The sequence below is a fragment of the Streptococcus infantis genome (assembly GCF_047465035.1).
In the GTDB taxonomy this organism is placed as follows: domain Bacteria; phylum Bacillota; class Bacilli; order Lactobacillales; family Streptococcaceae; genus Streptococcus; species Streptococcus infantis_T.
On the sequence record NZ_JASHAQ010000006.1, the window covers coordinates 54,025 to 81,020 of the forward strand.

General features: G+C 39.8%; 26 protein-coding genes. 15 read left to right on the forward strand and 11 right to left on the reverse strand.

Annotated elements, in window-relative coordinates; translation table 11 throughout:
- The first annotated feature begins 39 nt into the window (after positions 1–39).
- Positions 40–1,026, forward strand: coding sequence for a rhodanese-related sulfurtransferase (locus QM406_RS03945; protein WP_414273482.1), 987 nt, complete (start codon positions 40–42; stop codon positions 1,024–1,026).
- 121 nt (positions 1,027–1,147) lie between these two features.
- On the forward strand, positions 1,148–2,005 hold the full coding sequence (locus tag QM406_RS03950) for a DUF4299 family protein (protein ID WP_414273483.1): 858 nt from the start codon (positions 1,148–1,150) through the stop codon (positions 2,003–2,005).
- A gap of 156 nt (positions 2,006–2,161) precedes the next feature.
- Here QM406_RS03950 and QM406_RS03955 read toward each other — a convergent pair whose 3' ends face one another.
- The 7 genes from QM406_RS03955 to QM406_RS03985 form a co-directional block, all read right to left on the reverse strand.
- The gene (locus QM406_RS03955; protein WP_414273484.1) at positions 2,162–3,133 is read right to left on the reverse strand and encodes a DUF6574 domain-containing protein; all 972 of its coding nucleotides are present in this window, start codon (positions 3,131–3,133) and stop codon (positions 2,162–2,164) included.
- Positions 3,134–3,221: 88 nt separating this feature from the next.
- Positions 3,222–4,130 carry a DUF4097 family beta strand repeat-containing protein gene (locus tag QM406_RS03960; protein ID WP_060956328.1) on the reverse strand — a complete coding sequence of 303 codons (909 nt, stop codon included), beginning with the start codon at positions 4,128–4,130 and terminating at the stop codon, positions 3,222–3,224.
- The gene (locus QM406_RS03965; protein WP_049509999.1) at positions 4,123–4,716 is read right to left on the reverse strand and encodes a DUF1700 domain-containing protein; all 594 of its coding nucleotides are present in this window, start codon (positions 4,714–4,716) and stop codon (positions 4,123–4,125) included. The genes QM406_RS03960 and QM406_RS03965 overlap by 8 nt, the downstream gene beginning before the upstream one ends.
- Positions 4,703–5,029: a PadR family transcriptional regulator gene (locus QM406_RS03970; protein ID WP_000273853.1), complete on the reverse strand. Its 327-nt coding sequence runs from the start codon at positions 5,027–5,029 to the stop codon at positions 4,703–4,705. Before QM406_RS03970 ends, QM406_RS03965 begins: the two co-directional genes overlap by 14 nt.
- A gap of 173 nt (positions 5,030–5,202) precedes the next feature.
- Positions 5,203–5,628: a hypothetical protein gene (locus QM406_RS03975; RefSeq protein ID WP_311522872.1), complete on the reverse strand. Its 426-nt coding sequence runs from the start codon at positions 5,626–5,628 to the stop codon at positions 5,203–5,205.
- Positions 5,629–5,669: 41 nt separating this feature from the next.
- A complete protein-coding gene (locus QM406_RS03980; protein WP_311522870.1) occupies positions 5,670–7,166 on the reverse strand; it encodes a gliding motility protein in 1,497 nt (498 codons plus the stop codon).
- A gap of 585 nt (positions 7,167–7,751) precedes the next feature.
- Entirely contained in the window at positions 7,752–8,918 is a 1,167-nt protein-coding gene (locus QM406_RS03985; RefSeq protein WP_414273485.1) for a CynX/NimT family MFS transporter, read from the reverse strand.
- 214 nt (positions 8,919–9,132) lie between these two features.
- Here QM406_RS03985 and QM406_RS03990 point away from each other — a divergent pair, with 214 nt between their 5' ends.
- From QM406_RS03990 to QM406_RS04005, 4 genes are all read left to right on the forward strand, one after another.
- Positions 9,133–10,167: a glycosyltransferase family 2 protein gene (locus QM406_RS03990; protein WP_311522866.1), complete on the forward strand. Its 1,035-nt coding sequence runs from the start codon at positions 9,133–9,135 to the stop codon at positions 10,165–10,167.
- Between the two features lie 56 nt (positions 10,168–10,223).
- On the forward strand, positions 10,224–12,077 hold the full coding sequence (locus QM406_RS03995; protein WP_414273486.1) for a polysaccharide biosynthesis protein: 1,854 nt from the start codon (positions 10,224–10,226) through the stop codon (positions 12,075–12,077).
- A gap of 144 nt (positions 12,078–12,221) precedes the next feature.
- Positions 12,222–12,656 carry a DUF805 domain-containing protein gene (locus tag QM406_RS04000; RefSeq protein WP_414273487.1) on the forward strand — a complete coding sequence of 145 codons (435 nt, stop codon included), beginning with the start codon at positions 12,222–12,224 and terminating at the stop codon, positions 12,654–12,656.
- 175 nt (positions 12,657–12,831) lie between these two features.
- A complete protein-coding gene (locus QM406_RS04005; RefSeq protein WP_414273488.1) occupies positions 12,832–13,245 on the forward strand; it encodes a DUF805 domain-containing protein in 414 nt (137 codons plus the stop codon).
- Between the two features lie 86 nt (positions 13,246–13,331).
- On the opposite strand, the gene QM406_RS04010 is transcribed toward QM406_RS04005, so the two are convergent.
- Genes QM406_RS04010 through sdaAB form a run of 3 tightly spaced genes read right to left on the reverse strand, consistent with a single transcriptional unit; the run spans position 13,332 to position 15,549 of the window.
- Positions 13,332–13,973, reverse strand: a complete 642-nt coding sequence (locus QM406_RS04010; protein WP_414273489.1) for an HAD hydrolase-like protein — start codon at positions 13,971–13,973, stop codon at positions 13,332–13,334.
- Between the two features lie 23 nt (positions 13,974–13,996).
- A complete protein-coding gene (gene sdaAA, locus QM406_RS04015) occupies positions 13,997–14,869 on the reverse strand; it encodes an L-serine ammonia-lyase, iron-sulfur-dependent, subunit alpha (protein WP_414273490.1) in 873 nt (290 codons plus the stop codon).
- Between the two features lie 8 nt (positions 14,870–14,877).
- Positions 14,878–15,549 (reverse strand): L-serine ammonia-lyase, iron-sulfur-dependent subunit beta, encoded by a 672-nt coding sequence (gene sdaAB, locus QM406_RS04020; protein ID WP_001191178.1) that lies wholly within the window; start codon positions 15,547–15,549, stop codon positions 14,878–14,880.
- 241 nt (positions 15,550–15,790) lie between these two features.
- On the opposite strand from sdaAB, the gene QM406_RS04025 reads away from it, so the two are divergent.
- Positions 15,791–16,408, forward strand: coding sequence for a LysM peptidoglycan-binding domain-containing protein (locus tag QM406_RS04025; protein WP_414273491.1), 618 nt, complete (start codon positions 15,791–15,793; stop codon positions 16,406–16,408).
- Between the two features lie 52 nt (positions 16,409–16,460).
- Here the strand turns inward: QM406_RS04025 and QM406_RS04030 are convergent, their stop codons facing one another.
- The gene (locus QM406_RS04030; RefSeq protein ID WP_414273492.1) at positions 16,461–17,324 is read right to left on the reverse strand and encodes a helix-turn-helix domain-containing protein; all 864 of its coding nucleotides are present in this window, start codon (positions 17,322–17,324) and stop codon (positions 16,461–16,463) included.
- A gap of 875 nt (positions 17,325–18,199) precedes the next feature.
- Between QM406_RS04030 and QM406_RS04035 the strand changes: the two genes are divergently transcribed.
- The 8 genes from QM406_RS04035 (at position 18,200) to nrdD (ending at position 26,996) form a co-directional block, all read left to right on the forward strand.
- A complete protein-coding gene (locus tag QM406_RS04035; RefSeq protein WP_414273509.1) occupies positions 18,200–18,406 on the forward strand; it encodes a hypothetical protein in 207 nt (68 codons plus the stop codon).
- A 378-nt stretch (positions 18,407–18,784) separates the two neighbouring features.
- Entirely contained in the window at positions 18,785–19,906 is a 1,122-nt protein-coding gene (gene mnmA / locus QM406_RS04040) for a tRNA 2-thiouridine(34) synthase MnmA (RefSeq protein ID WP_414273510.1), read from the forward strand.
- A 139-nt stretch (positions 19,907–20,045) separates the two neighbouring features.
- Entirely contained in the window at positions 20,046–20,501 is a 456-nt protein-coding gene (locus QM406_RS04045) for an NUDIX hydrolase (protein WP_414273493.1), read from the forward strand.
- A gap of 8 nt (positions 20,502–20,509) precedes the next feature.
- Positions 20,510–20,941, forward strand: a complete 432-nt coding sequence (locus QM406_RS04050; protein WP_153224683.1) for an NUDIX hydrolase — start codon at positions 20,510–20,512, stop codon at positions 20,939–20,941.
- On the forward strand, positions 20,931–22,847 hold the full coding sequence (gene mnmG / locus QM406_RS04055; RefSeq protein ID WP_414273494.1) for a tRNA uridine-5-carboxymethylaminomethyl(34) synthesis enzyme MnmG: 1,917 nt from the start codon (positions 20,931–20,933) through the stop codon (positions 22,845–22,847). Before QM406_RS04050 ends, mnmG begins: the two co-directional genes overlap by 11 nt.
- A 90-nt stretch (positions 22,848–22,937) precedes the next feature.
- Positions 22,938–23,072 carry a hypothetical protein gene (locus QM406_RS04060; protein ID WP_414273495.1) on the forward strand — a complete coding sequence of 45 codons (135 nt, stop codon included), beginning with the start codon at positions 22,938–22,940 and terminating at the stop codon, positions 23,070–23,072.
- A gap of 44 nt (positions 23,073–23,116) precedes the next feature.
- Positions 23,117–24,670, forward strand: a complete 1,554-nt coding sequence (locus QM406_RS04065; protein ID WP_414273496.1) for a damage-inducible protein CinA — start codon at positions 23,117–23,119, stop codon at positions 24,668–24,670.
- 118 nt (positions 24,671–24,788) lie between these two features.
- Positions 24,789–26,996, forward strand: a complete 2,208-nt coding sequence (gene nrdD / locus QM406_RS04070) for an anaerobic ribonucleoside-triphosphate reductase (RefSeq protein WP_414273497.1) — start codon at positions 24,789–24,791, stop codon at positions 26,994–26,996.

The window sequence follows — 26,996 nt, forward strand, 5'->3', positions numbered from 1 at the left end:
AATTCTGATAATTTAATCTTAGAAAAGAGAATCAATCTTATGTCAAAAGATATTCGAGTTTTACTTTACTATAAATATGTCCCAATTGAAAACGCAGAACAATTTGCGGCAGACCACTTGGCTTTCTGTAAATCAATCGGCCTCAAAGGTCGTATCCTAGTCGCTGACGAAGGGATTAACGGAACTGTTTCTGGTGACTACGAAACAACCCAAAAATACATGGACTATGTTCATAGCCTTCCAGGTATGGAAGACCTCTGGTTCAAGATTGACGAAGAAAGTGAACAAGCCTTCAAGAAGATGTTTGTTCGCTATAAAAAGGAAATCGTCCACCTTGGTTTAGAGGATGATAACTTTGACAACGACATCAACCCCCTTGAAACAACAGGTGCTTACTTGTCTCCAAAAGAGTTCAAAGAAGCTCTTCTTGACGAAGATACAGTTGTCCTTGACACACGTAACGATTACGAGTACGACCTAGGACATTTCCGTGGGGCTATCCGCCCAGATATCCGCAACTTCCGTGAGTTGCCACAATGGGTCCGTGACAACAAGGAAAAATTCATGGACAAGCGCGTCGTGGTTTACTGTACAGGTGGCGTTCGCTGTGAGAAATTCTCAGGCTGGATGGTCCGTGAAGGCTATAAAGATGTTGGTCAATTGCACGGAGGAATCGCAACTTACGGTAAAGACCCAGAAGTTCAAGGTGAGCTTTGGGATGGGAAAATGTACGTCTTTGACGAGCGTATCGCCGTAGATGTTAACCATGTCAACCCAACCATCGTAGGAAAAGACTGGTTTGATGGAACACCATGTGAACGTTATGTCAACTGTGGAAATCCATTCTGTAACCGTCGTATCTTGACATCAGAAGAAAATGAAGACAAGTATCTTCGTGGTTGCTCACACGAGTGCCGTGTTCATCCACGTAACCGCTATGTTTCAGAAAATGAATTGACACAAGCTGAAGTGATTGAGCGCCTAGCCGCTATCGGTGAAAGCTTGGATCAAGCAGCTACTGTATAAGATCAAACAGTCCTTAGGGGCTGTTTTTCTATGCTTTTTACTCAAAAATCTAAAGTTTGTTTCTGTATCTTTCAGAAAAATGGTGTATACTATATGTAAACGATTTCAAAGGAGACCATTTATGGTGAAAACATTTTTTATTCCAAATAAACAAAGTATTTTAGGACAACAGGAGATTTTAACAGCTAAGTCAGTCTTGGCCCTAGTAGATGGCTTAGAGTCACATAGTTATGATGCTGTCTATCTTCGTCAACCCCTCAATCGCCTTGAGTATATCGAGTGTGGAATCATAGGCAAGTCTCAATTTCTCTTTAAAGTTCGATATCTAGATGCTCAAAAAGGCTATCAAGTGATCATTCCTGATTTGATTACAAGAGCTGATTGGGAGATTGTAGAAGGGCTCTTACAGGCTTTGTCTAGCAAGGTTGGTGAATCTGTTGAAGGTTTGTCAGACTTTGATTTGGAAGACTATTTCCAAGAAACTGTTAATAACTATCTAGCTGATAAGGATGCTCATTTGGCCTTCTGCCAAGGAATTCTATCAACTATTTACTTTGATAAGAAGGATTTAGAAAGTTTCCTAGAAGAAGATGGACTGGCACGTTTTGAAGAGTTGGTTAAGAGGGTTCAAGGGTCAGATGCTTATCCTGCAAGTGCTAAATTCTACCCAGATAGTGAGGGTAAGGTTCATGGAATCTACCACCTGGCTCAAGGGGTAAAGACTATTTTGCCAAAAGGTCCTGTTGTTCCTGTGCCTTATGTTGAGCAGTTGGCTGGTAAGGATCTTGTCTGGGAGATTGACCTGGTGAAAATCTCTGGAGATGGTTCTAAACCTGAAGACTATGAAGCGGTAGCTAGACTGGATTACCAAGCCTTTTTAGAAGTTCTTCCAAAGGAACTTTGTCAGGATTTGGATGCCAACCAAATAGTGGTAGGACCTGTTTTGGGGGAAGATTTTGAAGCTTTAGCAAATAGATAAATAAGGAATCTGTGACAAAAGTTTCTATAAAGTTAAAAAGCGGACAAGATTAGTTTTCTGATTATCAGAATTCTGTCTTGTTCGCTTTTTTTGTTTTTAAAATTTTATAGTAATGATCCTCTAAAGCTAATATCTTTCTATCTCGCTACCTTTATCTTACATAAAAGCTAGGATTCGTAAATATTCAAAAACCAGAGTCATTTCCGCTAGGAAGAAGAGAAATAGGATACCACCGTTAACTAGAAATGCTAAGAGAAGGCGATAGAAGGAGTCAGTTTGGCTATCTTTACTTGGTCTTGAGATGGTATAGAGGTTGGCAAGAAGTACCAGACCAATGCTAATGAGGCAGAGAAGAGCCGCAAAGCGTAGACTATTAAAGAAGGCAAAGAAACTCGCAATACCCGTGAGCAGGAGTGGAAGGGCGAAGAGTCTGCTGTACTCTTGCAAGGCTTTTTCTAGTGTCCAGTCATTGTCCTGATTGACAAAACGTTTAACCACGAATCCACCCATAAGGATAGAAAAGAAGAATAAGCTTGTAGCTACCAAGATGGAGAAGATAGAAAAGAGATTCAGTGAAGGGAACTGCTCGATGGCATGAGAGTTGATAGCCGCCATATGGCCGTAGTAGTCATGCTTGATATGATAAATCGCACAGAAGAAACTAAGAGCAGAAAATATGGTCAGCAGCGCAAAGGCATTATAACTATGTTTTTTATCTGTATCAATGCTTGCTGTCGGTTCTTTAAGGGCTCCTTGTAGCCAAACCCACTGATCAGCCAGTTCTTCTTTGAAAACTGCAAATACTGCTGTTTTTGTAGATACAGAATCTGGTAAAAACGGACTTTCCAAAGACTTGCTAGTCAAAGATTGACTTTTCTGAGAAACTTCTTTAACAGGTTCTTCTGACTCGTCTATCTTTTCTAATTTTTCAGCGAGCTCTTCAGTCTCTACAGTTTCCTCACTAGTTTCCTTATCTTCTGGGTTGGCTTGAGGATTTTCCTCAACTACTGGCGCCTCTTCTCTTGTCTCTGCATCATCTTCAAGGAGAACTGAGTCGGATGGGCTATCTTTTTTATCATTGTTGGCTGTTTTTTCGAAATCAGCACTTTCAAACCATTCTTGAGTCATAATAGACCTCCCTTTTTTTGATTAATTTTTGAGTAGTAACTACTAGTTGTCTTTATTCATGATTTCTATAAGAAAGCAAGCGATCTTATTAGGGGAAATAGATACTTTGATTCGATTTTGCGACGAGGAGATCTTGCGTATCTTTTTTTTCTGTTTTGTAAGGGTTCGCTAATGCTTCACCTTTACTGCCTCCCGTAGGTATGTCACGTCTGTCTCGATGCCAACGATAGATATCACCATGTTCAGCAGAAAACTCAACATTGATTCGCTCAAGTTCCTTTTGGGATAACTCGAGTGAGATATCTTTTCTTGCCTCGAATTCCACTCTACCGTGCACTTGGATATCGTCTGCCTTGATATGTTCATGATCTGCTTGGATGCGGCTATCTGTTAGACTGGTTTCAAATACATTGACAATTCCAACTGTGGTTAGTTGGCTATTTTTAATCTCGCTATCAGTGATACGAAGAAGATAGCCATTTGACAGAATCTTGGCATTGCTGAGTTTTGCATTAGCAATTGAAAGGATACGATGGTTTACCTGGGCAGTTAGATTTTTTAAGTCTTTTCCTCTTGGTAATGAGAGAACAACTTCATCATTGCGACTAGAAATTCCGCTTGCGATATAGAGAATACCCTCGATACTAGAACCTATAGAGCGACGTGTAGTTGACTTGGTGTCAGTTATTTCAAGACTTTTCTCTTTGATAGAGTGTTGAAGATTTTCTTTTTCAGAGATGGTTGGATGGTACTGGATGTGAATCTTATCATCGCTTGACTCCGTAATGACAAGCGAATGTTCTGTTAGTGAGATGTTTAGATTTTCAATATCTTGATCAAAAACGAGTTCTTCCATTCGACTTTCAAATACTGGATTTTGAGACATTGCAAGGAGGCTTCTGACTCCGTCTGTTTGGATGCCGATGATCATCATGGAAAAACCAATGATACTGGTAACAACACCAAAGATAAGAAATCCTTTTGTCCATTTACGCATGTCTTTCACCTCTCTTTCCTCTATTAAGAATCCATTGGATAAGTCGAAGGACTAGTAATCCAAAGAAACGGGTCACATAGGAAGTTGCTAGCAAGACTAGGGATGAAGCTCCGATAGCTAGTAAACCTCCACCAAAAATCAGAATAAAAGCAGATGTAGATTCAGCCAGGACGTAGAAGCTTTCAAATAGGAGAATAGCTCCGAGAACCATTCCAGCTGCTGATACAGCAAAGAAGGCTATAAGTACGCTGACAGCAGCGATAAAAATCCCGATGATAGCCATGAGAAGACCAATTCCGACCGGAATTCCGATAGGAGCTGCAAGAAGGGCTAGTAGAGCGATGCGTAAAATATGGCGGTCGTTCTTGCTGGAATTTTCTTCGTTGATTTTCTTATCAAGAAGTGTAGTCAGGACATCATGGGCAGCTTCTTTTGGACTTCCCAAGCTAGCGATAAGCTCCTCCTCACCTTCTGGACCCGCATCATCAAAGAGTTCTTTGAAGTAATCCATGGCTTCAATGCGATCAGATTGAGGAAGCTTCATCAGATAGGCTTCAAGCTGATTCAAATATTCAGTTCTTGTCATGGCGAATGCTCCCTTCTATGATGCCGTTGATAGTGTCAGTATAGAGTGTCCATTCTTCTCGAAGGACAAAGAGTTGCTCCTCTCCGATTTCTGTCAAGGAGTAGTACTTCCGCATCCGACCTTGGTATTCGCGAGAGTATGTAGTCAGATAGCGGTTGGTATCCAGTTTTTTCAAGATGGGGTAGAGGGTGGATTCCTTTATTTTGGCAATGAGTTTAATGGTTTGGCTAATCTCATAACCATAGGAATCCCCTTGTTCTAGGATGGCCAAGATGAGAAATTCAATCAAGGCCGATGATGTTGGAAAATACATGGGGCACCTCCTTTTTTAGTATGTAAAAATTTTATATATAATTATTCTACACATACATCATACATCTATTTGTAAGCCCTGTCAAGCAATATGTGTAAAATTTTTATATATAAAAAATCTCCTAGTAAAAACTAGAAGATTGGAGGCTGTTTTGCATTACTTTGAGGCAATACCTATCTGCAATCCTCATCATAAATGGGCGGAAGATAAAAATACTTGTCTTCAATCTTGATTTTGGCACAGAGGGTGCCGTTTTGATAGACATATCCGTTAAATGGAGGATAGCTATCCAAGTTTTCTAGGATATTCTCAGGCAAAGATCTGAAATTGTAATCCCTCAGAGCCCCAGAACCAATCAATCTTTCAGTCCGATAAGCCTTGATTTCTTTTTCATATTTTTTGAGAAATTCTTCTCGTTTCCTTTCAAAGAGAGCCAAATCTCCGTCATCTAACTCGTAATAGCGTTCGTAACCAGCAATCCAAGAAATATAAACACACAGTAAAGATTTTTCTATCTCAGGAGAGTAGCCAATTGTAAAGTAATTTTCTTTGTCGACCTGCCGATTTTCTACTGTGATAGTCTGTATAAAGTTAGTCATGATAATCTCCGTTTCAGGAATGAACTAGAAAGGCTTCTCATTTAAAAATCCTTTAGCTCATCAAAGATTTCTATAAATTTTTCTTTGTCCATTCCTAAATCTTCAGGTAGTAAATCTAAGATCTCAACTAGGGCACTATAGATATCCTCTCTCTCGATTGTTTCAATAAAACAGTTACGTTTGTCCATTTTATTGAAACCTTGAGTATATTCTCTTATGAGAACTTCTACGTTTGTCATAGTGTTCTCATTGGGGTTTTCTAGAAGCTTTATAAGGCTTGCTCTAGTCTTTCTATATAGAGAGGCTGCTTTTTTTGCATTTGCGGTTGAAATATTTTCTTGTCCATCCCATGAGCGAAATGGATTATCTAGGTTTTGGGCTAGCCATTCAGCTTTCCTCGGTTTTGTTATCCAAAGATTCAGTCCCTTGTCCTGTTGTTTTTTATAATATTTTTTGGCTACTTTAGCGGCATCTTCTGGTAAGCTACTCATCCAAAACATGCTTAATTGAGGTAAATCTTCTGGTTTTGGGATATCCTCTGCAGTAAAGCCAAACAAATCAACGGTTGAAAAATTGATTAACTCTTTTAACTCTGATAATTTATGGAAATTAAGAATATTACCAGGTTTCCCCCACAATCTCAATTCCCTAAGATTTGGATAGTTATTCAAGATTTGTGCAAAGTCTATTTCAAGGATGTTAGAACAATGGATGGCTCCCAAATCCTTTAATCCCAGCACCTTAGGCAGAGAACGATCAAGTTGTAATCGTAAGCTGGCTCCATGATCCTTTACAAGTATCTGACAATTGTCGCTCATGTCTCCTAATAAGAGTAGCTCCTCCAAATCATCATTCAATCTAAGTTCCTCTACACCTGTCAAATCAATGGAAAGTCGGTGTATGGATGTCTTAGAAAAATCCAGTTTTGTTTGTCCATGCTTTTCAAGAACTAGTTCTGTAATAAAAGGAGTCGATTGCAAATATTCATATATATTTTTGTGCCATTTAGTTAATTCTAACTTAGATAAACAAGGGAAGACCTTTAATTCTAATGCGTCTTCAAAAGGCGTCCACTCGTCATTGATATTGTGTTTAGAAATACGATACTCATTTCCTGCAAATGAAACCTTTTCCTTGCTTTTATCTGCTTTCTTAAATAAATCTCTTTTTTCTTTTGGTATTTCTTGCCATTTCAGTTGCCTATAAATATCGTAACCATTCCCCCAAAACATAGCATATGTGTTTGTGCTTTCGGTTGTTAATGGTCTTGTATTCCCAATAAAAATATAATTTGACGGTACATGAATATCAACATTACACAGATGTAAGTTTCTTTCCCAGTACATAAAATCTATATAGAGTGGCTTCAAAGAAGCTAGCTCTTCTTCTTTAATAGGTTGATCTCCTGACCAGTCTAATGACAACAGGACAGCCTGAGGCTTTTTCTCCCCCTCTTCGATCTTGGTTATCTGACAAGCTATGTATTTTTTTAGATGGAAATTGTAAACACAATAGACGTCCCCTGCTTTTGCTAGCATATAAATTTCTCCTTAAATGTTACTACATTTTCAATAGTCTTTTTAGACTTTTAAACAAATACTTGTTTGTAATTGAGTTAAAACAAGTAAAGTTCTTTAAGATTTTATTTTAGATAGATTTCTGGTTTCTCAATGACTGAGCCATCCTTCAATTTTGGGAATTGAAGGATTTTATGATGCAAAAGGCTAACCTCCTTGGAAGGTTTGATTGTTAGATATTCTAGCCTTATCAGATTAATGATTGAAGTTGCGTCCTTACTTTTTAGGATACCAGTAAAAAAGTTGAAATAGCGTAACTATGGTATATCATTTAAAAAGTTAGAGGAATCTACATGGATGTTTTTAGGGGCAAAACAATCCCCTTCAATTGAGAGAGTTTCGACTTCTTTGAGAGATAAATTGTATAGTTGTTTCCATCATGGTCTTCTTTATCAAATTTAAACGATAAATCTTCCTAGGTATATTATAGCATGTTTTAGCTTAACGAAAGTCTTGTGAGGAGGCCTTTCAAACCTTTTTAAAAGAAAAAAGCCAGACAGATGTCTAGCTTGAAAAGTGAGTTTATTGTAGAAATTCTAAAATTTTTTAGAGGATTTTATCCGCTCGATCCACCATAAAGAGGGCGATTGTCATGATGATATCAATTACTAGAAGAATCAGTACCGCTGGAACACAAGACTGGAACATGTTAAAACTGTAACCAAAGAGAGTTGGTCCAAAGGCGGCTAGAATGTAACCACCAGTCTGGGCAAACCCAGATAATTGGGCTGTCTTTTCAGGAGAGCTGGTTTTGATGGAGAAACAAACCATGAGGTAAGGGAAAAGAGCGCTACAAGCAGTACCAATCAAGAGATGGGCTACTAACCAGTAAAGGAAACTATTGCTTGGGTATAAAAGCATGGCAATTCCTACCATACCAGCCAGAGAGATGACTGTTAACATGATTTGACGGTGACGATTGGACAAACGAGTTGTGAGACTTGGAATGGTCATCGAGAAGGGGATACTAATCAGTGAAAAGATAGAAGCCAGAAGACCAGCGTCCGTATGAGCTAGCCCTGCACTGATGGCCATGGTTGGTAACCAGGTCATACTGGTATAGAAGAGTAAGGACTGTAGTCCACCGAAGACAATAATAGCCCAAACTTGCTTGCTTTTTAGGATATTCTCTTTTTCTTTTTTCTCTTCATGCCTTTCTAGGAAATGATTGTGGCCATGGTTGGGGAACCAGACAAATAAGGTTAGTAGGCAGACCAAGGATAGGCAGAGAATCAAGCCCTTCCAAGATGTTGCCTGAGTAATGGGGACAGATAGATAAGAGGCTAGTGCTGTCGCGATTCCCATAGTCGTCACATAAACCGTTGTCAGGAAGCTAATCTTTTGTGGGTAGTTTGCCTGAATCAGGCTAGGAAGAAGTACGTTAAAAATAGCGATACTTGCTCCGATGAGTAAGGTTCCCAGATAGAGAAGGGGGAGATTGAAGATACGAATCACTGAACCCACAGTCAAGACGATAAGACTATAGGTGAAAAGGTGCTCGAGTCCAATTTTTTGAGCCAAACGAGTCGCAAAAGAGGAGAAGAGGGCAAACATCAAGAGAGGGAGACTGGTCAAAACACCAAGTGAACTAACTTCCACGCCTAAACCTTGGGCAATATCTCCTAAAATAGTCGGTAAGGCCGTAAAAGGAGCTCTTAAGACCGCTCCGATTAAGATAATTCCTAGAATAAAAAAGAGTGATCGTTTGTTCATGTGCACCTCAATAAACTGATTTTGATAACAGCTTATTTTAAGGCTTTTTCCCATAGATGTCAAGATGGTGTGAGAAACTCCGCTCCTTAGTTGAGCGAAATCATGGGTAAAAAGAAGGAGAGATTTACTAGTTTTTTTCTGGGATTCAAATAAAAATAGGAAAGTCTGAAAAATTGTGATAAAATAGTGAAAGAAAATATTTAGGAGACTGTAAGTGATTCAACAAATCGATAATTTAATCGTCTCTATTGTGATTAGTGCTTATAATGAAGAGAAGTACTTACCAGGCTTAATTGAAGACTTAAAAAGACAGACATACAATAAAGAAAATATTGAAATTTTATTTATTAATGCAATGTCTACGGATAAGACAACCGATATTATTCAGCGATTTATCTCTGAGGATACCGAATTTAGATCAATTAGATTGTATGATAATCCTAAAAAGAATCAAGCAAGTGGTTTTAATTTAGGGATTAAGAACTCTAATGGAGACCTTATTTTGAAGATTGATGCGCATTCCAAAGTCACAGAGGATTTTGTGAAGAATAATGTTGAAATCATCAATCAGGGGGAATATATCTGTGGGGGGCCTAGACCAACACTTGTGGAAGGTGAGGGTAAATGGTCACAAGCTTTACATATCGTTGAAGAAAATATGTTTGGAAGCAGCATCGCAGATTATCGAAACAGCTCTCAAGACAGATATGTGTCTTCAATTTTTCATGGCATGTACCGTCGAGAAGTTTTTGAGCAAGCTGGTTTAGTCGATGAACAACTCGGAAGAACAGAAGACAATGAACTTCATTATCGTATCAGAAATCACGGATATAAGATAAGATTTAGTCCCAACGTTTTATCTTATCAATATATTCGACCAACATTTAAAAAGATGCTCCACCAAAAGTATTCAAACGGGCTATGGATTGGATTGACAACTCATGTTAAACCAAAATGTCTATCTATTTTTCATTATGTTCCCTTTGCGTTTGTGTTAAGCATTTTTGTAAGTGCTATGTTACTACCTTTTTCTCCATTGTTTTTAGTGCTTCTGTTAGCAGTATATAGTTTACTTGTAATATCTTTGACGATACTTGCTTTATTGAAACATAAAAATGAAGTATTACTGTTAATGCCTTTTATGTTGTTTTCTATTCATTTTGCCTACGGTATAGGTACAATAGTTGGATTAATCAAAGGTTTTAAATGGAGAAAAGGTTATAAATACGAAATTCAGTATTTAAATTAAAATTTCTTAAGCGTGCTTAATTAAACATTTTCTCTGTGTAGGAGGATACCATTCACATGAATAAAAAAATGACAGATTATGTAATTGATCTGGTTGAAGTGTTAAATAAACAACAAAAACAAGTCTTTTGGGGGATTTTTGATGCTGCCAGCATGATTTCCTCAATCATTGTTTCTTATATCTTGTTTTATGGATTGATCAATCCAGCTCCTGTGGACTATGTCATCTATACAAGCTTGACCTTCCTTTTCTATCAAATCATGATTGGATTCTGGGGTCTCAATGCTAGTATTAGTCGCTATAGCAAAATCACAGACTTTATGAAGATATTCATCGGAGTAAGTGTCAGCAGTGTCTTGTCTTATCTTCTTTGTTATGCCTTCTTGCCACTTTTCTCTGTGCGCTTTATTGTCCTCTTTATCTTGTTGACAACCTTCTTGATTCTCTTCCCTCGTATCACTTGGCAGTTGATCTATTCTAGACGTAAAAAGAGTGATGGAGAAGGGGAACATCGTCGTACCTTCTTGATTGGTGCGGGAGACGGTGGAGCTCTCTTTATGAACAGCTACCAGCATCCTACGAGTGATCTTGAGTTAGTGGGTATTTTGGACAATGATGAAAAGAAAAAAGGTCAAAAACTAGGAGGAATCCCAGTCTTAGGATCTTATGAACAGTTACCAGAACTCTCAAAACGTCATCAGATTGAAAAAGTTATCGTTGCGATTCCTTCTCTTGATCCATCCGAGTATGAGCGTATCCTAAAAATGTGTAACCAACTTGGCTTGAAGTGTTATAAGATGCCCAAGATTGAGTCGGTTGTACAAGGATTGCATCCTCAGGTAGGTGGTTTCCAAAAAATCGATATTACGGACCTTTTGGGACGTAAAGAAATTCAACTAGATGAGTCACGCCTAGGCTCAGAAATTACTGGAAAAACCATCTTAGTAACAGGTGCAGGAGGTTCTATCGGGTCTGAGATTTGCCGTCAGGTTAGTCGCTTTAATCCAGAGCGCGTGGTTCTCTTGGGTCATGGGGAAAACTCCATTTATCTGATCTATCATGAATTGATTCGTAGCTTCCAAGGAATTGACTATGTTCCTGTGATTGCAGACATCCAAGACTACGATCGCTTGCTTCAAGTATTTGAGCAGTACCAACCAGCCATTGTTTACCACGCTGCTGCCCATAAGCACGTGCCAATGATGGAACGTAATCCAAAAGAAGCCTTTAAGAATAATATCCTCGGAACTTACAATGTTGCCAAGGTAGTTGATGCCGCTAAGGTACCGAAGATGGTCATGATTTCGACAGATAAGGCTGTTAATCCACCAAACGTAATGGGAGCTACCAAACGTGTGGCAGAGTTGATTGTTACAGGATTTAACCAACGTAGCCAGTCTACCTATTGTGCGGTTCGTTTTGGGAATGTTCTCGGTAGCCGTGGTAGTGTGATTCCAGTATTTGAGCGTCAGATTGCAGAGGGTGGTCCAGTGACTGTGACAGACTTCCGTATGACTCGTTACTTTATGACCATTCCAGAAGCTAGCCGTTTGGTGATCCATGCAGGAGCTTATGCTAAAGATGGAGAAGTTTTTATCCTTGATATGGGCAAACCAGTTAAGATTTATGATTTGGCCAAGAAAATGGTTCTTCTCAGTGGGCGTACTGAAAATGAAATTCCAATTGTAGAAGTGGGAATCCGTCCAGGTGAGAAACTCTATGAGGAGTTGTTGGTATCTACTGAATTAGTTGATAATCAAGTCATGGATAAGATTTTTGTTGGTAAGGTTAATGTCATGCCACTTGAAGTCATCAATCAAAAGATTGAAGAATTCCGTGCCTTGCAAGGTTCAGAGTTGAAGCAAGCCATTATCGGTTTTGCCAATGAAACAACTCACGCTGATTCATAATAAAAGTAAGGTATTATCCCTAGAATTCTTTTTGACAGGAGGGAAGGGATAGTATCTTTTTTCTAGATTTGGAGAGACTTTCAGAGTTTTTTGAACAAACTTGTTATTGAATAGATATAGTAAATAAAAAATTAGGAGTAACTTATGATTAACGCTTATAAGAATTTCTTTAAAGGTTATGTAGATTTTACAGGCCGTTCAACACGTTCAGAGTTTTGGTGGGTTTGGTTAACAAACATACTACTTCTTATCCCTCTCTACTCAGCATACTTTAATGTTATATTTAGCGAAGGAAGCGAGGGTGCTTTTCTTGCCTTGGGTGGCCTTGCTATTATTTACATGATTTTTGGTCTGGCACTTTTCTTGCCTTGGCTTGCGTTGACAGTTCGTCGTCTCCGTGACGCTGGTTTCCATTGGGCACTCATTTTCGTTGGCTTTATCCCAATGGTTGGAGGAATTGCTTTACTAGTCTTGTTAGCTATGCCAAGCAAGGAAGTAGAGGTAGTAATCCTTAATAAAGCTGAAGAAGTTGAAGAAGTTGTGGAAGTTTCACCTTTCGAAGAACCAGACAACAAATAGGATAGTCAAACTTTACCATCTATTTAGCTGACTAGCATTCTTCCTACTAGTAGGTAAATCACTAACACTCCCATATCCATTTGTGGATTGAGGAGTGTTTTATTTTGTAAATATTTGTGATTTCTAGCAGTATCTGATAGACTAAAATATACAACTAAACAATTAGGAGTAACTTATGATTCAGGCATATAAAAATTTCTTTAAAGGCTATGCAGATTTTACAGGCCGTTCAACACGTTCAGAGTTTTGGTGGGTTTGGCTGATGAATAGTATTTTGTTCCTACCCCTTTATATATTCTATTTTCAAATGGCATTGAAGGATTCCCGAGAAACAGATCCTATTTTAGGAGTAGCAATCATAAGTATTTATATGATTTTAGGTATAGTATTCTTTACACCAAGTCTTGCTGTAAAAGTTCGTCGGCTAAGAGATGCAGGCCTTCACTGGGCTTTCATCTTCCTTTACTTTGTTCCAATGGGTGGTATTGCTCTATTAGTTCTGCTAGCTATGCCAAGTAAAGAAGTAGAAATAGTAACAATCAATAGATCTAAAGAAGTTGAAAGCGAAGAAGTTTCCCCTTTTGAATAATTGGACGAGTACGGGGAATGTCATTCTCCTCATTAAAATCAGACAAAAAGCTCCCAAACCTAACTTTTAGGCTGGGAGTCTTTTGTTTAACGTTTTAATTGTAGATGCTGTAAAATGTCTGTTGGGTGGTGAGCAATCCAGTCAGGATGATAGTCCATGAGGTCTTTCTCCTCACCGAATCCCCAGGTTACCGCTAGTTTTTTAATGCCAGTTTCTTGGGCACCAATCATATCAAACTTGGTATCTCCGACAATAACGACTGTTTCGGGAGTTAGATGATGAGTTTCCAGAGCCTGACGAATAACATCTGCCTTGTGTAGGGCTTGAGGGCTTGAACCATAAATGCCATCAAAGAAGTGGTCAATCCCAAAATTGCTTGTCATGTCAACTGCGGTTGGTGTATTCTTCGTAGTAGTGATATAAAGAGGATAATGCTCAGCTAGTTCTACAAGTAAATCTTTGATATGTGGAAAGAGTTGGGCTTCGTACACACCCTTTTCCTTATAATAAGAACGATAGAGCTGGATGGCTTTCTCTATTTGCTCAGCTGGTAAACAACTAGCAAAGCTGGTTTCTAGTGGGGGTCCCATAAAACCTCGAATGGTTTTGGCACCAGGACTAGAAACTCCAAGTTGGTCAAAGGTATAGGTGAAACCATTATGGATACCGATAGAACTATCAACTAGCGTTCCATCTAAGTCAAAAAAGATAGCAGATATAGATGACATTGATTCTCCTCATAATGATGAAATTATTCGCCGAAGATTTCTTTTTGAAGGCGACGACCTGTAGGTGTGGCAGCGAGCCCCCCTTCAGCAGTTTCACGAAAGGCAGTTGGTAAGCTAGATCCTACTTGATACATGGCGTCAATGACCTCATCAACTGGAATTTTCGATTCGATACCAGCTAAAGCCATGTCGGCTGCGATGAAGGCAAAGCTGGCTCCCATGGCATTCCGCTTGATGCAAGGAACTTCAACCAAACCTGCAACGGGGTCGCAAATGAGACCGAGCATGTTTTTGATAACGAAGGCGATAGCCTGGCTCGCTTGATAAGGCGTTCCGCCTGCAGCTAGAGTTAGGGCAGCGGCACTCATGGCTGAAGCTGAACCGACTTCGGCCTGGCAGCCACCTTCGGCTCCCGAGATAGAAGCGTTGTTAGCAATCACGAGTCCAAAAGCACCTGCAGCGAATAAGAAGTCTAGTTGTTGTTCATGAGTTAAATCCAACTTTTGGATAGCAGCAGTGAGAACGGCTGGAAGGCAGCCTGCACTACCAGCAGTAGGTGTTGCACAGACCAGTCCCATCTTGGCATTGTGTTCATTAACGGCGATAGCATTACGGGCTGCAGACAAGACAGTGAAGTCTGATAGGGTCTTTCCTTTTTTGATGTAGTGGTCGAGCTTGGCAGCGTCACCACCTGTCAAACCGCTACGAGATTTATTCTCATTGAGTCCAAGTTCAACGGAAGCTTTCATGACTTCAAGGTTGCGCTCCATGAGAAGGATGACTTCTTCGCGTTCACGACTGGTTAGCTCAAACTCGGTCTTAATCATGAGTTCAGCTACATTGCCTTGAAAACCAAGTTCGGCTTGTTTGACTAATTCTTTGATAGAGTAAAACATATTTTCTCCTATTGAAAGAAATTGACATTGTGCAGATGAGGAATTTTACGAATTTCTTCGATAGATTCATCACAGTTGCGACTATCAACTTCGATAATCATAATGGCTTTCTCGCCAGCCTTTTCTCGGGTTACATTCATCTGAGCGATATTGATGTCAAAGCGAGAGAGGGCCTCTGTTACGTGAGCAATCATACCTGGAACATCTTGATGAACGATGATGATGGTAGGAGTGTTCATGTTGAGGGATACCGCAAAACCATTGAGCTCTGTCACTTGGATATTACCACCCCCGATTGAAATTCCTGTTACACTGATGGTCTTGTGCTCATTCTTAACAGTGATTTTCGTAGTGTTTGGATGAGGTGCGTTGCTATCTTTTTGGATAGTCCAGACGATTTTGATGCCACGCTTGTGGGCGATTTCTAAACTGTTAGGGATTTCTGGATCATCTGTATCCATTCCTAAGATTCCAGCTACAAGGGCAAGGTCTGTCCCGTGTCCACGATAGGTTTTTGCAAAAGAGTTAAAAAGTTGGAATTCGACCTCGGTAGGAGTATCGTCAAAGATAGATGAGACGATTTTCCCGATTCGAACAGCTCCTGCTGTATGACTACTAGATGGTCCGATCATGACTGGCCCAATAATATCAAAGACAGATTGAAAACGAAGTGATTGCATCTGTTTCCCCTTCAAAAGATTCTTACCTCTATTATATCAAAGATTAGATGCAAGCGCTCAATTCCATGATAAAATATCTAAAATCCCCATAAAGCCTCTAAAATCAAGCCTTTTGTAACAAAAAGAGGCTATTTAAGTGAAATAAAACATAGTCTTGTAACATTTCTACATAAAACCGTCAAGAAACAGTAATAATAGTAGGGTATGATGGAAATATAAGAAAGAAGGAGAATCTTTTAATATGAAATCAACAACTAACAAAATTAAAACAGGACTTGTAGGAGTAGCAGCAGCGCTTGCTTTCCTTGCACCATCACTTACTTTTGCACAAGAAACAACAACTTACACAGTAAAATCAGGTGACACTCTATCAGGAATCGCTGAAAAATACAATACAACTGTTGAAAAATTGGCAGAAAAAAATAAGATTAAAGATATTCATTTGATCTATGTAGACCAAGTATTGGTTATTGATGGTGAAGCACCAGCAACTTCAGCTGCGACAGCAGAAGCTCCAGTAGCAGCACCTGCAGCTACTGAAACAACAACTTATGAAGCGCCAGCAGCAAGCGTAACTGTAGCAGAAGAAACTGTTACTACAGCATCAACTTCAGCATCAACTTCAACTGTAAGCGGATCTGAAGCAGAAGCTAAAGAATGGATCGCTCAAAAAGAATCAGGTGGTAGCTACACAGCTACAAACGGACGTTACATCGGACGTTACCAATTGACAGATTCATACTTGAACGGTGACTACTCAGCTGAAAACCAAGAACGTGTAGCAGATGCTTACGTTGCAGGACGTTACGGTTCATGGGCAGCTGCTAAGAACTTCTGGCTTAACAACGGTTGGTACTAAGAACTAACTAGCAGAATAAGATGCAAAAGTCGAGGGATTTCCTCGACTTTTTTTATATTTCCTTTGCTTGATAACAGGTCTCTACTTCCTTTTTGAGGTGAGATAGCATTGAGGTTTCATCAGTTAACTCCAGAAGGGAGAAGCCCTTTTGAATAAGATGATCATTACTAGTACAAATACCTATTCGAACATAGGCGATAGCTAAAATATCGTATCTTCTCTTTTTCTTAGCATCCTCTAGTAAGGTGTAGCAGATTTGTTGACAGGTATTTTTATCTTGATTGTACAAGTAAATGGTGGACAGATTGAGTAGGATTGCCATTCGTAATTCATATAAATGTCGATAGTTTTTATATTCTTCCAAGCGCTGCAAGATTTGTTCAGTGATCAGATGGAGGTGTTCAATGGGAAAGCTGAAAAGGATGGTATTGAGGATTTTTAGGTCACTTTCATACCATGTATCTTGTTTTTCAATTTTTTCCCAAAGCTTTTTGACCGTTTGTTTCACTTGGATTGAAAGCTGTCCTGTTCCATGTTGACGGATATAAATGACAATTTCCAGCATATCTCTGATTTCCTCTATAGGGATATCGTGATGAATCTTAAGATAGTCTTGGCATGTTTCAAATAAATTGACTAGACTACTGGTACCAAAGATGGAACTTGTATTGAGATAGGTTTGCATGATTTCTGTTCGCTGGCTCGGTCTATAGAGATGGCAGATGTATTCAAACTCTTCAAAACTCATATTGATTTGACGGAGAAGAAACTCCATGTTTTCATATTTGGGAGTTGCCTTGCCACTTTCAAACTTGGAAAGGCTGGTTCTTGAAAGGCCATTTCCACAGACCTCTTCTTGGGTCAATCCTTTTGACTCACGTATGTCTTTATATACTTTCCCGAAATCATAGCGCATGATTTCCTCCTTTTCGTGAAAAAAGTTAACAGTAAATAGAATTCTATTAAATATATTGTATCATAAGAATATAGAAAGTAAATAAGAGGTATCATGTAGCTAGAAAATAATAGATTGGAGGTTGTTTCAATGCGTAAAAATAAAGATCTATTTCGGGTAATCATTGTCTTTGTGGCAGGGGTTATGTTGATTCTAGCAACCCCAGTGTTATTTAGAGTTGTTATAGAACTACTGTCAAAATAAAATCTGCATTGATTAGATTCATTAGGATTTAAAATCATTACATGAGAGCTTCTGGATAAATTTAATTTGCTGTAAGATTTGCTTATTTCATCAATTTCTTTTAGTTGGAACTCTGATTTGTAATTTACCATATTTATATTCATAGAAATTAAAGTGAATATCATGAGAAGAAAATAAGAAAGGTGATTTTATCTATAGTAGGTAGAATCTAAAAAATAAATTATGATTCATTTAAAATTTTATATCAAATCCGTTCTTTGTTCATTGGTATTGTTTATCCTTTTAATTCTTTTTATTAAAAATATATATTACCCTGCTCTAAAGATAACTATTGAAGTTATTATGACGTTTTCGATAGGTAGTCTTTGTTATGCCATTTTTTGTAAAACAAATCGTGCTGCTTTTCTGCCAATTTCGGTTGTTTTATTTTTGCTGACTCTCTATTTGCTGGGAGGATAGTATTTTAGCAGGAACTTTGTCAGTTTGCATTTTTCTCTTGGAGAAATTATGACGGTTGAAATTTTAGTGGCTTTAAGTGGAGTAAATTTATTGTTAAGATTTTTCAAAAAAAGAGAAGTCAATAGATTTGCTTGTGGATTATAAAGATGAAAGGTAAAATTGGAATATTTAAAATGAAACATTTTTTTGCAGGAATTGGTGAGATAAGATTTATTAGTTATCTATTGTCTCTACGTGTAGGACTAGCCCCTCTTTTTCATATATATGTTATAGGTTCTGAAATGAGTTTTGTGAAAACAGTATTATCTATTTTGGGAATTATATTTGTTTGTATTTTAACTATTGCTCGAATTTATAGGACTTTTTTCTATAAAGAATAGTTTGGACTTGAAATGTATTTAAAACCAGAGGTTGGTAGATTATCAGCCTCTTTCTTGTCTTCTCCAACCAAGCATGTTATAATGAAAACTGCTCAAACGACCTTCAATCGTTAAGCAAACACGACCTTCAATCGTGAACTAGTCATTTCGTTTATCTTTTATTACGTCGTTAACTCGAAATGAGATGCAAGCTGAGCTTGTCTGATTTATAACCTCAATCAGTCTCCCAGACTGATTGAGCGAACTCAAGTTATGCCTGCGACTCGTTGCCTAGTCCTAAAAGCAAACGAAAAGACTATACTCAAAGAAATTCTATTGAAAGTCATAATAAATAGAATTTTGAAGGGTATGAATAAACGAATAGATGGGAGAACTACTATGAGTGATAACTCTAAAACACGTGTTGTCGTGGGGATGAGTGGTGGTGTTGATTCGTCGGTGACGGCTCTCTTGCTCAAGGAGCAGGGCTACGATGTGATCGGTATCTTCATGAAGAACTGGGATGACACAGATGAAAACGGCGTCTGTACGGCGACCGAAGACTACAAGGATGTGGCTGCGGTGGCAGACCAGATCGGCATTCCCTACTACTCTGTCAATTTTGAAAAAGAGTACTGGGACCGCGTTTTTGAGTATTTCCTAGCGGAATACCGTGCGGGACGCACGCCAAATCCAGATGTTATGTGTAACAAGGAAATCAAGTTCAAGGCTTTTTTGGACTATGCCATGACTTTAGGGGCAGACTATGTAGCGACTGGGCATTATGCCCGAGTAGCGCGTGATGAGGATGGCATCGTTCACATGCTTCGTGGCGTGGATAATGGGAAAGACCAGACCTATTTCCTCAGCCAACTTTCGCAAGAACAACTTCAAAAAACCATGTTCCCACTGGGACATTTGGAAAAACCTGAAGTACGAAAAATAGCGGAAGAAGCAGGACTTGCGACTGCTAAGAAGAAAGATTCGACAGGGATTTGCTTTATCGGAGAAAAGAACTTTAAAAACTTCCTCAGCAACTACCTACCAGCTCAGCCTGGTCGCATGATGACTGTGGATGGTCGCGATATGGGCGAGCATGCAGGCCTTATGTATTATACGATTGGTCAGCGTGGCGGACTCGGTATCGGTGGCCAACACGGTGGTGACAATGCCCCTTGGTTCGTTGTCGGAAAAGATCTAAGCAAGAATATCCTCTATGTCGGACAAGGTTTCTACCATGATTCGCTCATGTCAACCAGCCTAGAGGCGAGTCAAGTTCATTTTACTCGTGATATGCCAGAGGAATTTACGCTCGAATGTACGGCTAAATTCCGCTACCGTCAGCCTGATTCTAAGGTGACAGTACATGTCAAAGGAGACAAGGCAGAGGTCATCTTTGCGGAACCGCAACGCGCGATCACACCAGGACAGGCAGTTGTCTTTTACGATGGCGAAGAGTGTCTAGGTGGTGGTTTGATTGACAATGCTTATCGAGATGGACAGGTTTGTCAGTACATTTAGATTGACAAATTTTCTCAATTTGCTACAATAATAAAAGCAATAGAAATGATGGTCAAAGCTCATGGATGTTGCAGGCTTTTTGTCCTGCACTTCTTACGAGTTTTGACTGTTTTTGTGTCGTTTAAGAGAAAGGATAAAAATGACTCAACAAGACTTTCGGACCAAAGTGGGGGACACGGTCTTCGGTGTTCGGGCGACAGCCTTGATTGTCCAAAATCACAAGCTTCTAGTTACCAAAGACAAGGGCAAGTATTACACTATTGGTGGTGCGATTCAAGTCAATGAGAGAACGGAAGATGCGGTAGTCCGTGAAGTGAAGGAAGAACTGGGTGTCAAAGCTCAAGCTGGGCAACTAGCTTTTGTAGTTGAAAATCGTTTTGAACAAGACGGTGTCTATTATCACAATATCGAGTTTCATTATCTAGTGGATTTGCTTGAAGATGCCCCGTTGACCATGCAGGAAGATGAGAAAACGCAACCCTGTGAGTGGATTGACTTGGACAAGTTTGAGGATATTCAGCTGGTTCCAGCCTTTTTAAAGACAGCCCTACCAGATTGGGACGGACAATTACGACACATCCATCTTAACGAATAGGAGAGAAAATGATGGTTAAGCTTATTGCCCATGTACTTGTTCATAGTGGTGGTGATTATTTACTCATTCAGCGTTCGGAAATTAAAAGAGGACAACCCAACGTTTATCCGACTTACTGGGATATTCCTGGTGGCGGGGTTGAAAAGGGTGAACTTCCGCGAGATGGAGCTCTTAGAGAATGTATTGAAGAAGCGGGAATTAGGCTAGACAGCAGTTCGCTCAAACTTCTTCACGAAGATAGTCAACTGGATACCTCAAAGGATATTGTCTTTACTCGCTTAGTTTATAAAGCAGAGTGGGTTGGGGAGAAGCCAATTATCAGATTAGATCCTGAAGAGCATACGCACTTTAAATGGGTTACTATGGATCAAGCTCTAGAGGAGGAGAAGTTAGTTCCCTATTTGCGAGAAATTTTTGAAAGGTTAAGAAATGACTTATAATTTTACAGAAGAATACGATATTATTGTAATTGGTGCTGGGCATGCCGGGGTGGAAGCATCCCTAGCTGCAAGCCGTATGGGTTGCAAGGTTTTGCTTGCGACCATCAACATCGAAATGCTGGCTTTCATGCCTTGTAACCCTTCTATCGGTGGTTCTGCCAAGGGGATTGTCGTTCGTGAAGTGGATGCACTTGGTGGCGAGATGGCCAAGACCATTGACAAGACTTACATCCAGATGAAGATGCTCAACACAGGGAAAGGTCCAGCTGTCCGTGCCCTTCGTGCGCAAGCTGACAAGGAGCTTTACTCTAAAGAAATGCGCAAGACAGTTGAAAATCAAGAAAATTTGACCCTTCGTCAAACCATGATTGATGAGATTTTGGTCGAAGATGGAAAGGTTGTCGGTGTTCGTACAGCGACCCATCAAGAATATGCTGCTAAGGCTGTTGTCGTGACGACAGGGACTGCCCTCCGTGGAGAAATCATCATCGGAGACCTCAAGTACTCATCAGGACCTAACCACAGTCTAGCTTCGATTAACCTTGCTGATAACCTTAAGGAATTAGGCCTCGAAATTGGTCGTTTCAAGACAGGAACCCCTCCACGTGTCAAGGCTTCCTCTATCAACTACGATGTGACAGAGATTCAGCCAGGAGACGAAGCGCCTAATCACTTCTCATACACTTCACGTGATGAGGACTATGTTAAAGACCAAGTACCGTGCTGGTTGACCTATACCAATGGTACCAGTCATGAGATTATCCAAAATAACCTCCACCGTGCGCCTATGTTTACAGGTGTGGTCAAGGGAGTGGGGCCTCGTTACTGTCCATCGATTGAGGACAAGATTGTGCGTTTTGCGGACAAGGAACGCCACCAACTTTTCCTAGAGCCAGAAGGGCGCAATACAGAGGAGGTCTATGTTCAAGGACTTTCAACCAGTCTGCCTGAGGATGTCCAACGTGACTTGGTACATTCCATCAAAGGGTTGGAAAATGCAGAGATGATGCGTACTGGTTATGCTATTGAATACGATATGGTCTTGCCTCATCAATTACGTGCGACTCTGGAAACCAAGAAAATTTCAGGTCTCTTTACTGCTGGTCAGACAAATGGTACATCAGGATATGAAGAGGCTGCTGGTCAAGGGATTATCGCGGGTATCAATGCAGCTCTGAAAATCCAAGGCAAGCCTGAGTTGATTTTGAAGCGCAGTGACGGTTATATCGGAGTGATGATTGACGACTTGGTAACAAAGGGTACCATTGAACCCTACCGTCTCTTGACCAGTCGTGCGGAATACCGTCTCATCCTCCGTCATGACAATGCCGATATGCGTTTGACAGAGATGGGACGCGAGATTGGTCTTGTGGATGATGAACGCTGGGCACGCTTTGAGATCAAGAAAAATCAATTTGACAATGAGATGAAACGCCTAGACAGTATCAAACTCAAGCCAGTCAAGGAAACCAATGCCAAGGTCGAAGCGATGGGATTCAAACCATTGACTGATGCAGTCACTGCCAAGGAGTTCCTCCGTCGTCCAGAAGTCTCTTACCAAGATGTGGTTGCCTTCATCGGACCTGCTGCTGAAGAATTGGATGACAAAATTATCGAATTGATTGAAACAGAAATCAAGTACGAAGGCTACATCTCAAAAGCCATGGATCAGGTTGCCAAGATGAAACGCATGGAAGAAAAACGTATTCCAGCCAACATCGACTGGGATGATATTGACTCCATCGCGACAGAGGCTCGCCAGAAGTTCAAACTCATTAATCCAGAAACCATCGGTCAAGCCAGCCGTATTTCTGGGGTTAACCCAGCAGATATTTCCATTCTGATGGTGTATCTGGAAGGTAAAAATCGAAGTATTTCAAAAAATTTAGAAAAAAAGGCTGACTAAAGAAAAAGTGCTGAATTCTCTTTTGGGAATTCAGCTTTTTTTGATAGAATCGTCCTCTATTTTCGAATAAAGAGAAAAGGAGGAATGATTATGCTGACGGTAGAAGAAAAAAATTTTTTAGACCACTATAAAAATGCTTCCTATCATCGTTTTTATGAGATTGAGCGCTTCGCTAATCTCTGTCAAAAGTTAGACAAATGGCTACCACAGGCTGACAAGCTCTAGACTTTTTGATATACTAGAACAAATTAAAACATAGGAGAGAATGAATGAACGTATATGGCAGATTAGAAGAGGAACCAACTCCATCTTGGACGGGAATTCAGGATGATTTAGTTGGGAGAGAGGAGCGCTTCGAGGATGAACCAAGTTCATTTGCTCCCTTACCATTATTTAAGATCCTAATCTGGAGCACTCTAGTTGTACTTGTATCTGTAGTTCTTCCTTTCTTGCTAGGACTAACTAGCCCAGAGCAGGCACAAGATTTTTATATGGGATGGGCGATGCACCAGGGGGGAGATATCTACACAGACTATTTTGGAACGAGTGGTCTTCTCTATTACTTTTTACAGTATCTAAGCAAGGGTAGTATTTTGTTTGCAGCCTTTACTTGGCTTGCTCTAGTGGGTGCTGGGATTTTTCTTTTCCGTTCAACTTATACCTTGACGGAGGAGAACAAGCAGTCGCAACAAGTGTTGACCATCTTTTATCTTCTTGCTGGAGGACTTAGCTTTGGCGGTGGTTATGCCACCATTTTGGCCCTTCCATTCCTGTTTTACGCTCTTAGTTTAGTAACAAGGTATTTGGTAGAGTATAATCATGACAAAGGTTTCGTGCGTATTGGGATTAGCCTGGCTCTAGCGTTTTTCTTTGCCCCGCTAGTCACAACTTTATATGCTCTGATCTTATCCTTTGCTTTGTTAGCCTTTAATATTGGGCGTGGTCGCTTGGTTCATGGGTTCTATCAATTCTTTGCAGCTGGTCTTGGGTTCTCACTTTTCTTTTATCCAATTGGTTACTATACGGCTTATAGTGGGAGTTTCGGGAATGCTATTAGTCAAATTCTCTATCCAGTAGATAGTTTGAAGTTTATGTCCAATCCGTCCTTACTGGACAACCTCCTTTTTTATGGATTGTTAACAATTGGTCTTGGAGGATTAAGATTCGTATTTACAGGGCTTTTCCAGTCTAAGCCAAGCAAGCAATACGTCTTATCTATTTTTGCTTCAGTAGCTATCTTATTGTTACTAGGATTGGAAATTTTCTCTACAGAGCCGATTCACGGTAGTCGTCTAGTTACTTTTCTTCCTTTCTTGTCCATTCTTCTATTGACTCACATTCGAATTGGGGAATTAGAAGGAGCCAATCGCCGTAGAAGACATCGAGAAGTTCCTTCAATATGGGCAATATTTCTTCAGGGTAATGTCTATTTGCCGATTTTAGCTTTGGCCTACCTATTTTTGGCTCCTCTAGTCGCCCGTTATGTCCTTCACTCAGAACAATATCAAGAACGAACTCGCATAGAAACTACGGTTAAAGGACAAACGCAGGCAACAGATCGTATTTATCTATGGGATGATTTTACTAATGGTTATAAGACTAGTGAACGTTTAGCAGCTAGTCAGTTGCTATCACCAAAATTATATACTGGCCTTGATGTAAATCGTAGCAAACTTGTCAATGATTTACGTGATAATCAGCCTAAAGTGATTGTGGTCAATACCAAAACAGCTCTCTGGACAGAAGTAGAACAGCTTCTGGCAGAAAGTTATCAACCAGTTCAAAGTGAATTCAAAGACTTTAAACTTTACAAATTAAAATAAAATAATCAATATCTAGTGTAAATTTTATGAAAATATGAATTTTGCTACTAGATATTGATTTTTATTTTTATAGTGATATAATACTTTAAGAAAGAAAATTTAAGAAAAGAGCCTGGATATGATTGTATTAGAAGAGAAAACAAACCCTGATCCAACCTTATTCGTCGAAAAGCGTGACGGTAGACGCGTCATTTTTGATGTAGATAAGATTGACAAAGCCTTGCACAAGGCTGCGGAAAAAGTCATGGATGTAACCCCCTTGGTAGAAAAGCGTCTTAATACTCTAGTTGAACGTATTGTAGAAGAGATTCATAGTCGCTTTCCTCAAGGTGTAAAAATCTATGAAATCCAAAATATAGTAGAACATGAGTTATTGGAAGCTAAAGAATATGCTTTGGCAGAGGAATATATCACTTACCGAACTCAAAGGGATTTTGAGCGCTCAAAAGCAACAGATATCAACTTCAGTATCCATAAACTTCTCAACAAAGACCAGGCAGTTGTCAATGAGAATGCTAATAAAGATAGTGATGTTTTTAATACCCAGCGTGATTTGACGGCGGGGATTGTTGGGAAATCAATCGGTCTTCAAATGCTTCCTAAGCATGTGGCTAATGCCCACCAAAAAGGGGATATCCACTATCACGATTTGGACTATAGCCCTTACACCCCGATGACCAACTGCTGTCTGATTGATTTCAAGGGTATGTTGGAAAATGGTTTTAAGATTGGGAATGCTGAGGTAGAGAGTCCGAAGTCTATTCAGACTGCAACTGCTCAGATATCGCAAATCATCGCTAACGTTGCATCAAGCCAGTATGGAGGCTGTTCAGCAGACCGTATTGATGAAGTCTTGGCTCCTTATGCAGAAAAAAATTACCAAAAACACCTCAAGGATGCTGAGGAATGGGTCCTACCTGATAAACGCGAAGAATATGCTTGGAAGAAAACCCAAAAAGACATCTATGATGCTATGCAATCATTGGAGTATGAAATCAATACCCTCTTTACATCAAATGGACAAACACCTTTTACTTCACTTGGTTTCGGTCTAGGAACCAATCGTTTTGAACGAGAAATTCAAAAGGCGATTTTAAACATTCGTATCAAGGGGCTTGGTTCAGAACACCGTACAGCCATCTTCCCGAAACTTATCTTTACTCTTAAAAGAGGTCTTAACTTAGAGGAAGGCTCTCCTAACTACGATATCAAGCAGTTGGCCCTTGAGTGTGCAACTAAGCGCATGTATCCAGATGTCTTGTCTTATGATAAGATTGTCGAGCTAACAGGTTCTTTCAAAGTTCCGATGGGATGTCGTTCTTTCCTTCAAGGATGGAAAGATGAAAATGGAGTAGAAGTCAATTCAGGTCGTATGAACCTAGGTGTGGTAACAGTCAATCTTCCTCGTATTGCCCTTGAATCTGAAGGCGACTTGAACAAGTTCTGGGAAATTTTCAACGAACGTATGAATATCGCAGAAGATGCTCTAGTTTATCGTGTGGAAAGAACCAAGGAAGCCACTCCAGCTAATGCACCAATTCTTTATCAATATGGAGCCTTCGGACGTCGCCTTGGTAAGGAAGAAAGTGTTGACGAGCTCTTTAAGAATCGCCGTGCTACTGTTTCGCTTGGCTACATTGGACTTTATGAAGTAGCGACAGTATTCTTTGGCAACAATTGGGAAACCAATCCAGAAGCTAAAGAATTCACCCTTGATATCATTCGAGATATGAAACATCGAGTAGAAGAGTGGTCAGACCAATATGGCTATCACTTCTCTATTTATTCGACACCATCTGAAAGTTTAACAGACCGCTTCTGTCGTTTGGACACAGAGAAATTCGGTTCTATTCCAGATATAACGGATAAAGAGTACTACACAAATTCCTTCCATTATGATGTCCGCAAAAATCCAACACCGTTTGAAAAGTTAGACTTTGAGAAGGTTTATCCAGAAGCGGGTGCGTCAGGTGGCTTTATCCACTACTGTGAGTATCCAGTTCTTCAACAAAATCCAAAGGCCTTGGAAGCTGTTTGGGACTATGCTTATGATCGAGTAGGTTATCTAGGAACTAATACTCCGATTGATCGTTGCTACAAGTGTGATTTCGAAGGAGATTTTGATCCAACTGAGAGAGGTTTTGCATGTCCTAACTGTGGCAATAGCGACCCTAAAACAGTCGATGTTGTTAAACGGACCTGTGGCTATCTTGGAAATCCGCAAGCGCGTCCGATGGTGAATGGTCGTCACAAGGAAATTGCTGCGCGTGTCAAACACATGAACGGTTCAACCATTAAAACAGCAGGGCATGAAGTAACAAATTAG

Coding starts and splice junctions, on each gene's coding strand:
- QM406_RS03965 (WP_049509999.1), bottom strand. CDS start 4,716: ATGACAAGAACTGAATATTTGAATCAGCTTGAAGCCTATCTGATGAAG.
- QM406_RS04000 (WP_414273487.1), top strand. CDS start 12,222: ATGATTAACGCTTATAAGAATTTCTTTAAAGGTTATGTAGATTTTACA.
- mnmA (WP_414273510.1), top strand. CDS start 18,785: ATGAGTGATAACTCTAAAACACGTGTTGTCGTGGGGATGAGTGGTGGT.
- QM406_RS03995 (WP_414273486.1), top strand. CDS start 10,224: ATGAATAAAAAAATGACAGATTATGTAATTGATCTGGTTGAAGTGTTA.
- QM406_RS03945 (WP_414273482.1), top strand. CDS start 40: ATGTCAAAAGATATTCGAGTTTTACTTTACTATAAATATGTCCCAATT.
- QM406_RS04050 (WP_153224683.1), top strand. CDS start 20,510: ATGATGGTTAAGCTTATTGCCCATGTACTTGTTCATAGTGGTGGTGAT.
- QM406_RS04010 (WP_414273489.1), bottom strand. CDS start 13,973: ATGTCATCTATATCTGCTATCTTTTTTGACTTAGATGGAACGCTAGTT.
- QM406_RS03985 (WP_414273485.1), bottom strand. CDS start 8,918: ATGAACAAACGATCACTCTTTTTTATTCTAGGAATTATCTTAATCGGA.
- sdaAB (WP_001191178.1), bottom strand. CDS start 15,549: ATGCAATCACTTCGTTTTCAATCTGTCTTTGATATTATTGGGCCAGTC.
- QM406_RS04045 (WP_414273493.1), top strand. CDS start 20,046: ATGACTCAACAAGACTTTCGGACCAAAGTGGGGGACACGGTCTTCGGT.
- QM406_RS04025 (WP_414273491.1), top strand. CDS start 15,791: ATGAAATCAACAACTAACAAAATTAAAACAGGACTTGTAGGAGTAGCA.
- QM406_RS03960 (WP_060956328.1), bottom strand. CDS start 4,130: ATGCGTAAATGGACAAAAGGATTTCTTATCTTTGGTGTTGTTACCAGT.
- QM406_RS04005 (WP_414273488.1), top strand. CDS start 12,832: ATGATTCAGGCATATAAAAATTTCTTTAAAGGCTATGCAGATTTTACA.
- QM406_RS04065 (WP_414273496.1), top strand. CDS start 23,117: ATGAACGTATATGGCAGATTAGAAGAGGAACCAACTCCATCTTGGACG.
- QM406_RS03975 (WP_311522872.1), bottom strand. CDS start 5,628: ATGACTAACTTTATACAGACTATCACAGTAGAAAATCGGCAGGTCGAC.
- QM406_RS04030 (WP_414273492.1), bottom strand. CDS start 17,324: ATGCGCTATGATTTCGGGAAAGTATATAAAGACATACGTGAGTCAAAA.
- QM406_RS04060 (WP_414273495.1), top strand. CDS start 22,938: ATGCTGACGGTAGAAGAAAAAAATTTTTTAGACCACTATAAAAATGCT.
- QM406_RS04035 (WP_414273509.1), top strand. CDS start 18,200: ATGAAACATTTTTTTGCAGGAATTGGTGAGATAAGATTTATTAGTTAT.
- QM406_RS03970 (WP_000273853.1), bottom strand. CDS start 5,029: ATGTATTTTCCAACATCATCGGCCTTGATTGAATTTCTCATCTTGGCC.
- mnmG (WP_414273494.1), top strand. CDS start 20,931: ATGACTTATAATTTTACAGAAGAATACGATATTATTGTAATTGGTGCT.
- QM406_RS03955 (WP_414273484.1), bottom strand. CDS start 3,133: ATGACTCAAGAATGGTTTGAAAGTGCTGATTTCGAAAAAACAGCCAAC.
- nrdD (WP_414273497.1), top strand. CDS start 24,789: ATGATTGTATTAGAAGAGAAAACAAACCCTGATCCAACCTTATTCGTC.
- QM406_RS03980 (WP_311522870.1), bottom strand. CDS start 7,166: ATGCTAGCAAAAGCAGGGGACGTCTATTGTGTTTACAATTTCCATCTA.
- QM406_RS03950 (WP_414273483.1), top strand. CDS start 1,148: ATGGTGAAAACATTTTTTATTCCAAATAAACAAAGTATTTTAGGACAA.
- sdaAA (WP_414273490.1), bottom strand. CDS start 14,869: ATGTTTTACTCTATCAAAGAATTAGTCAAACAAGCCGAACTTGGTTTT.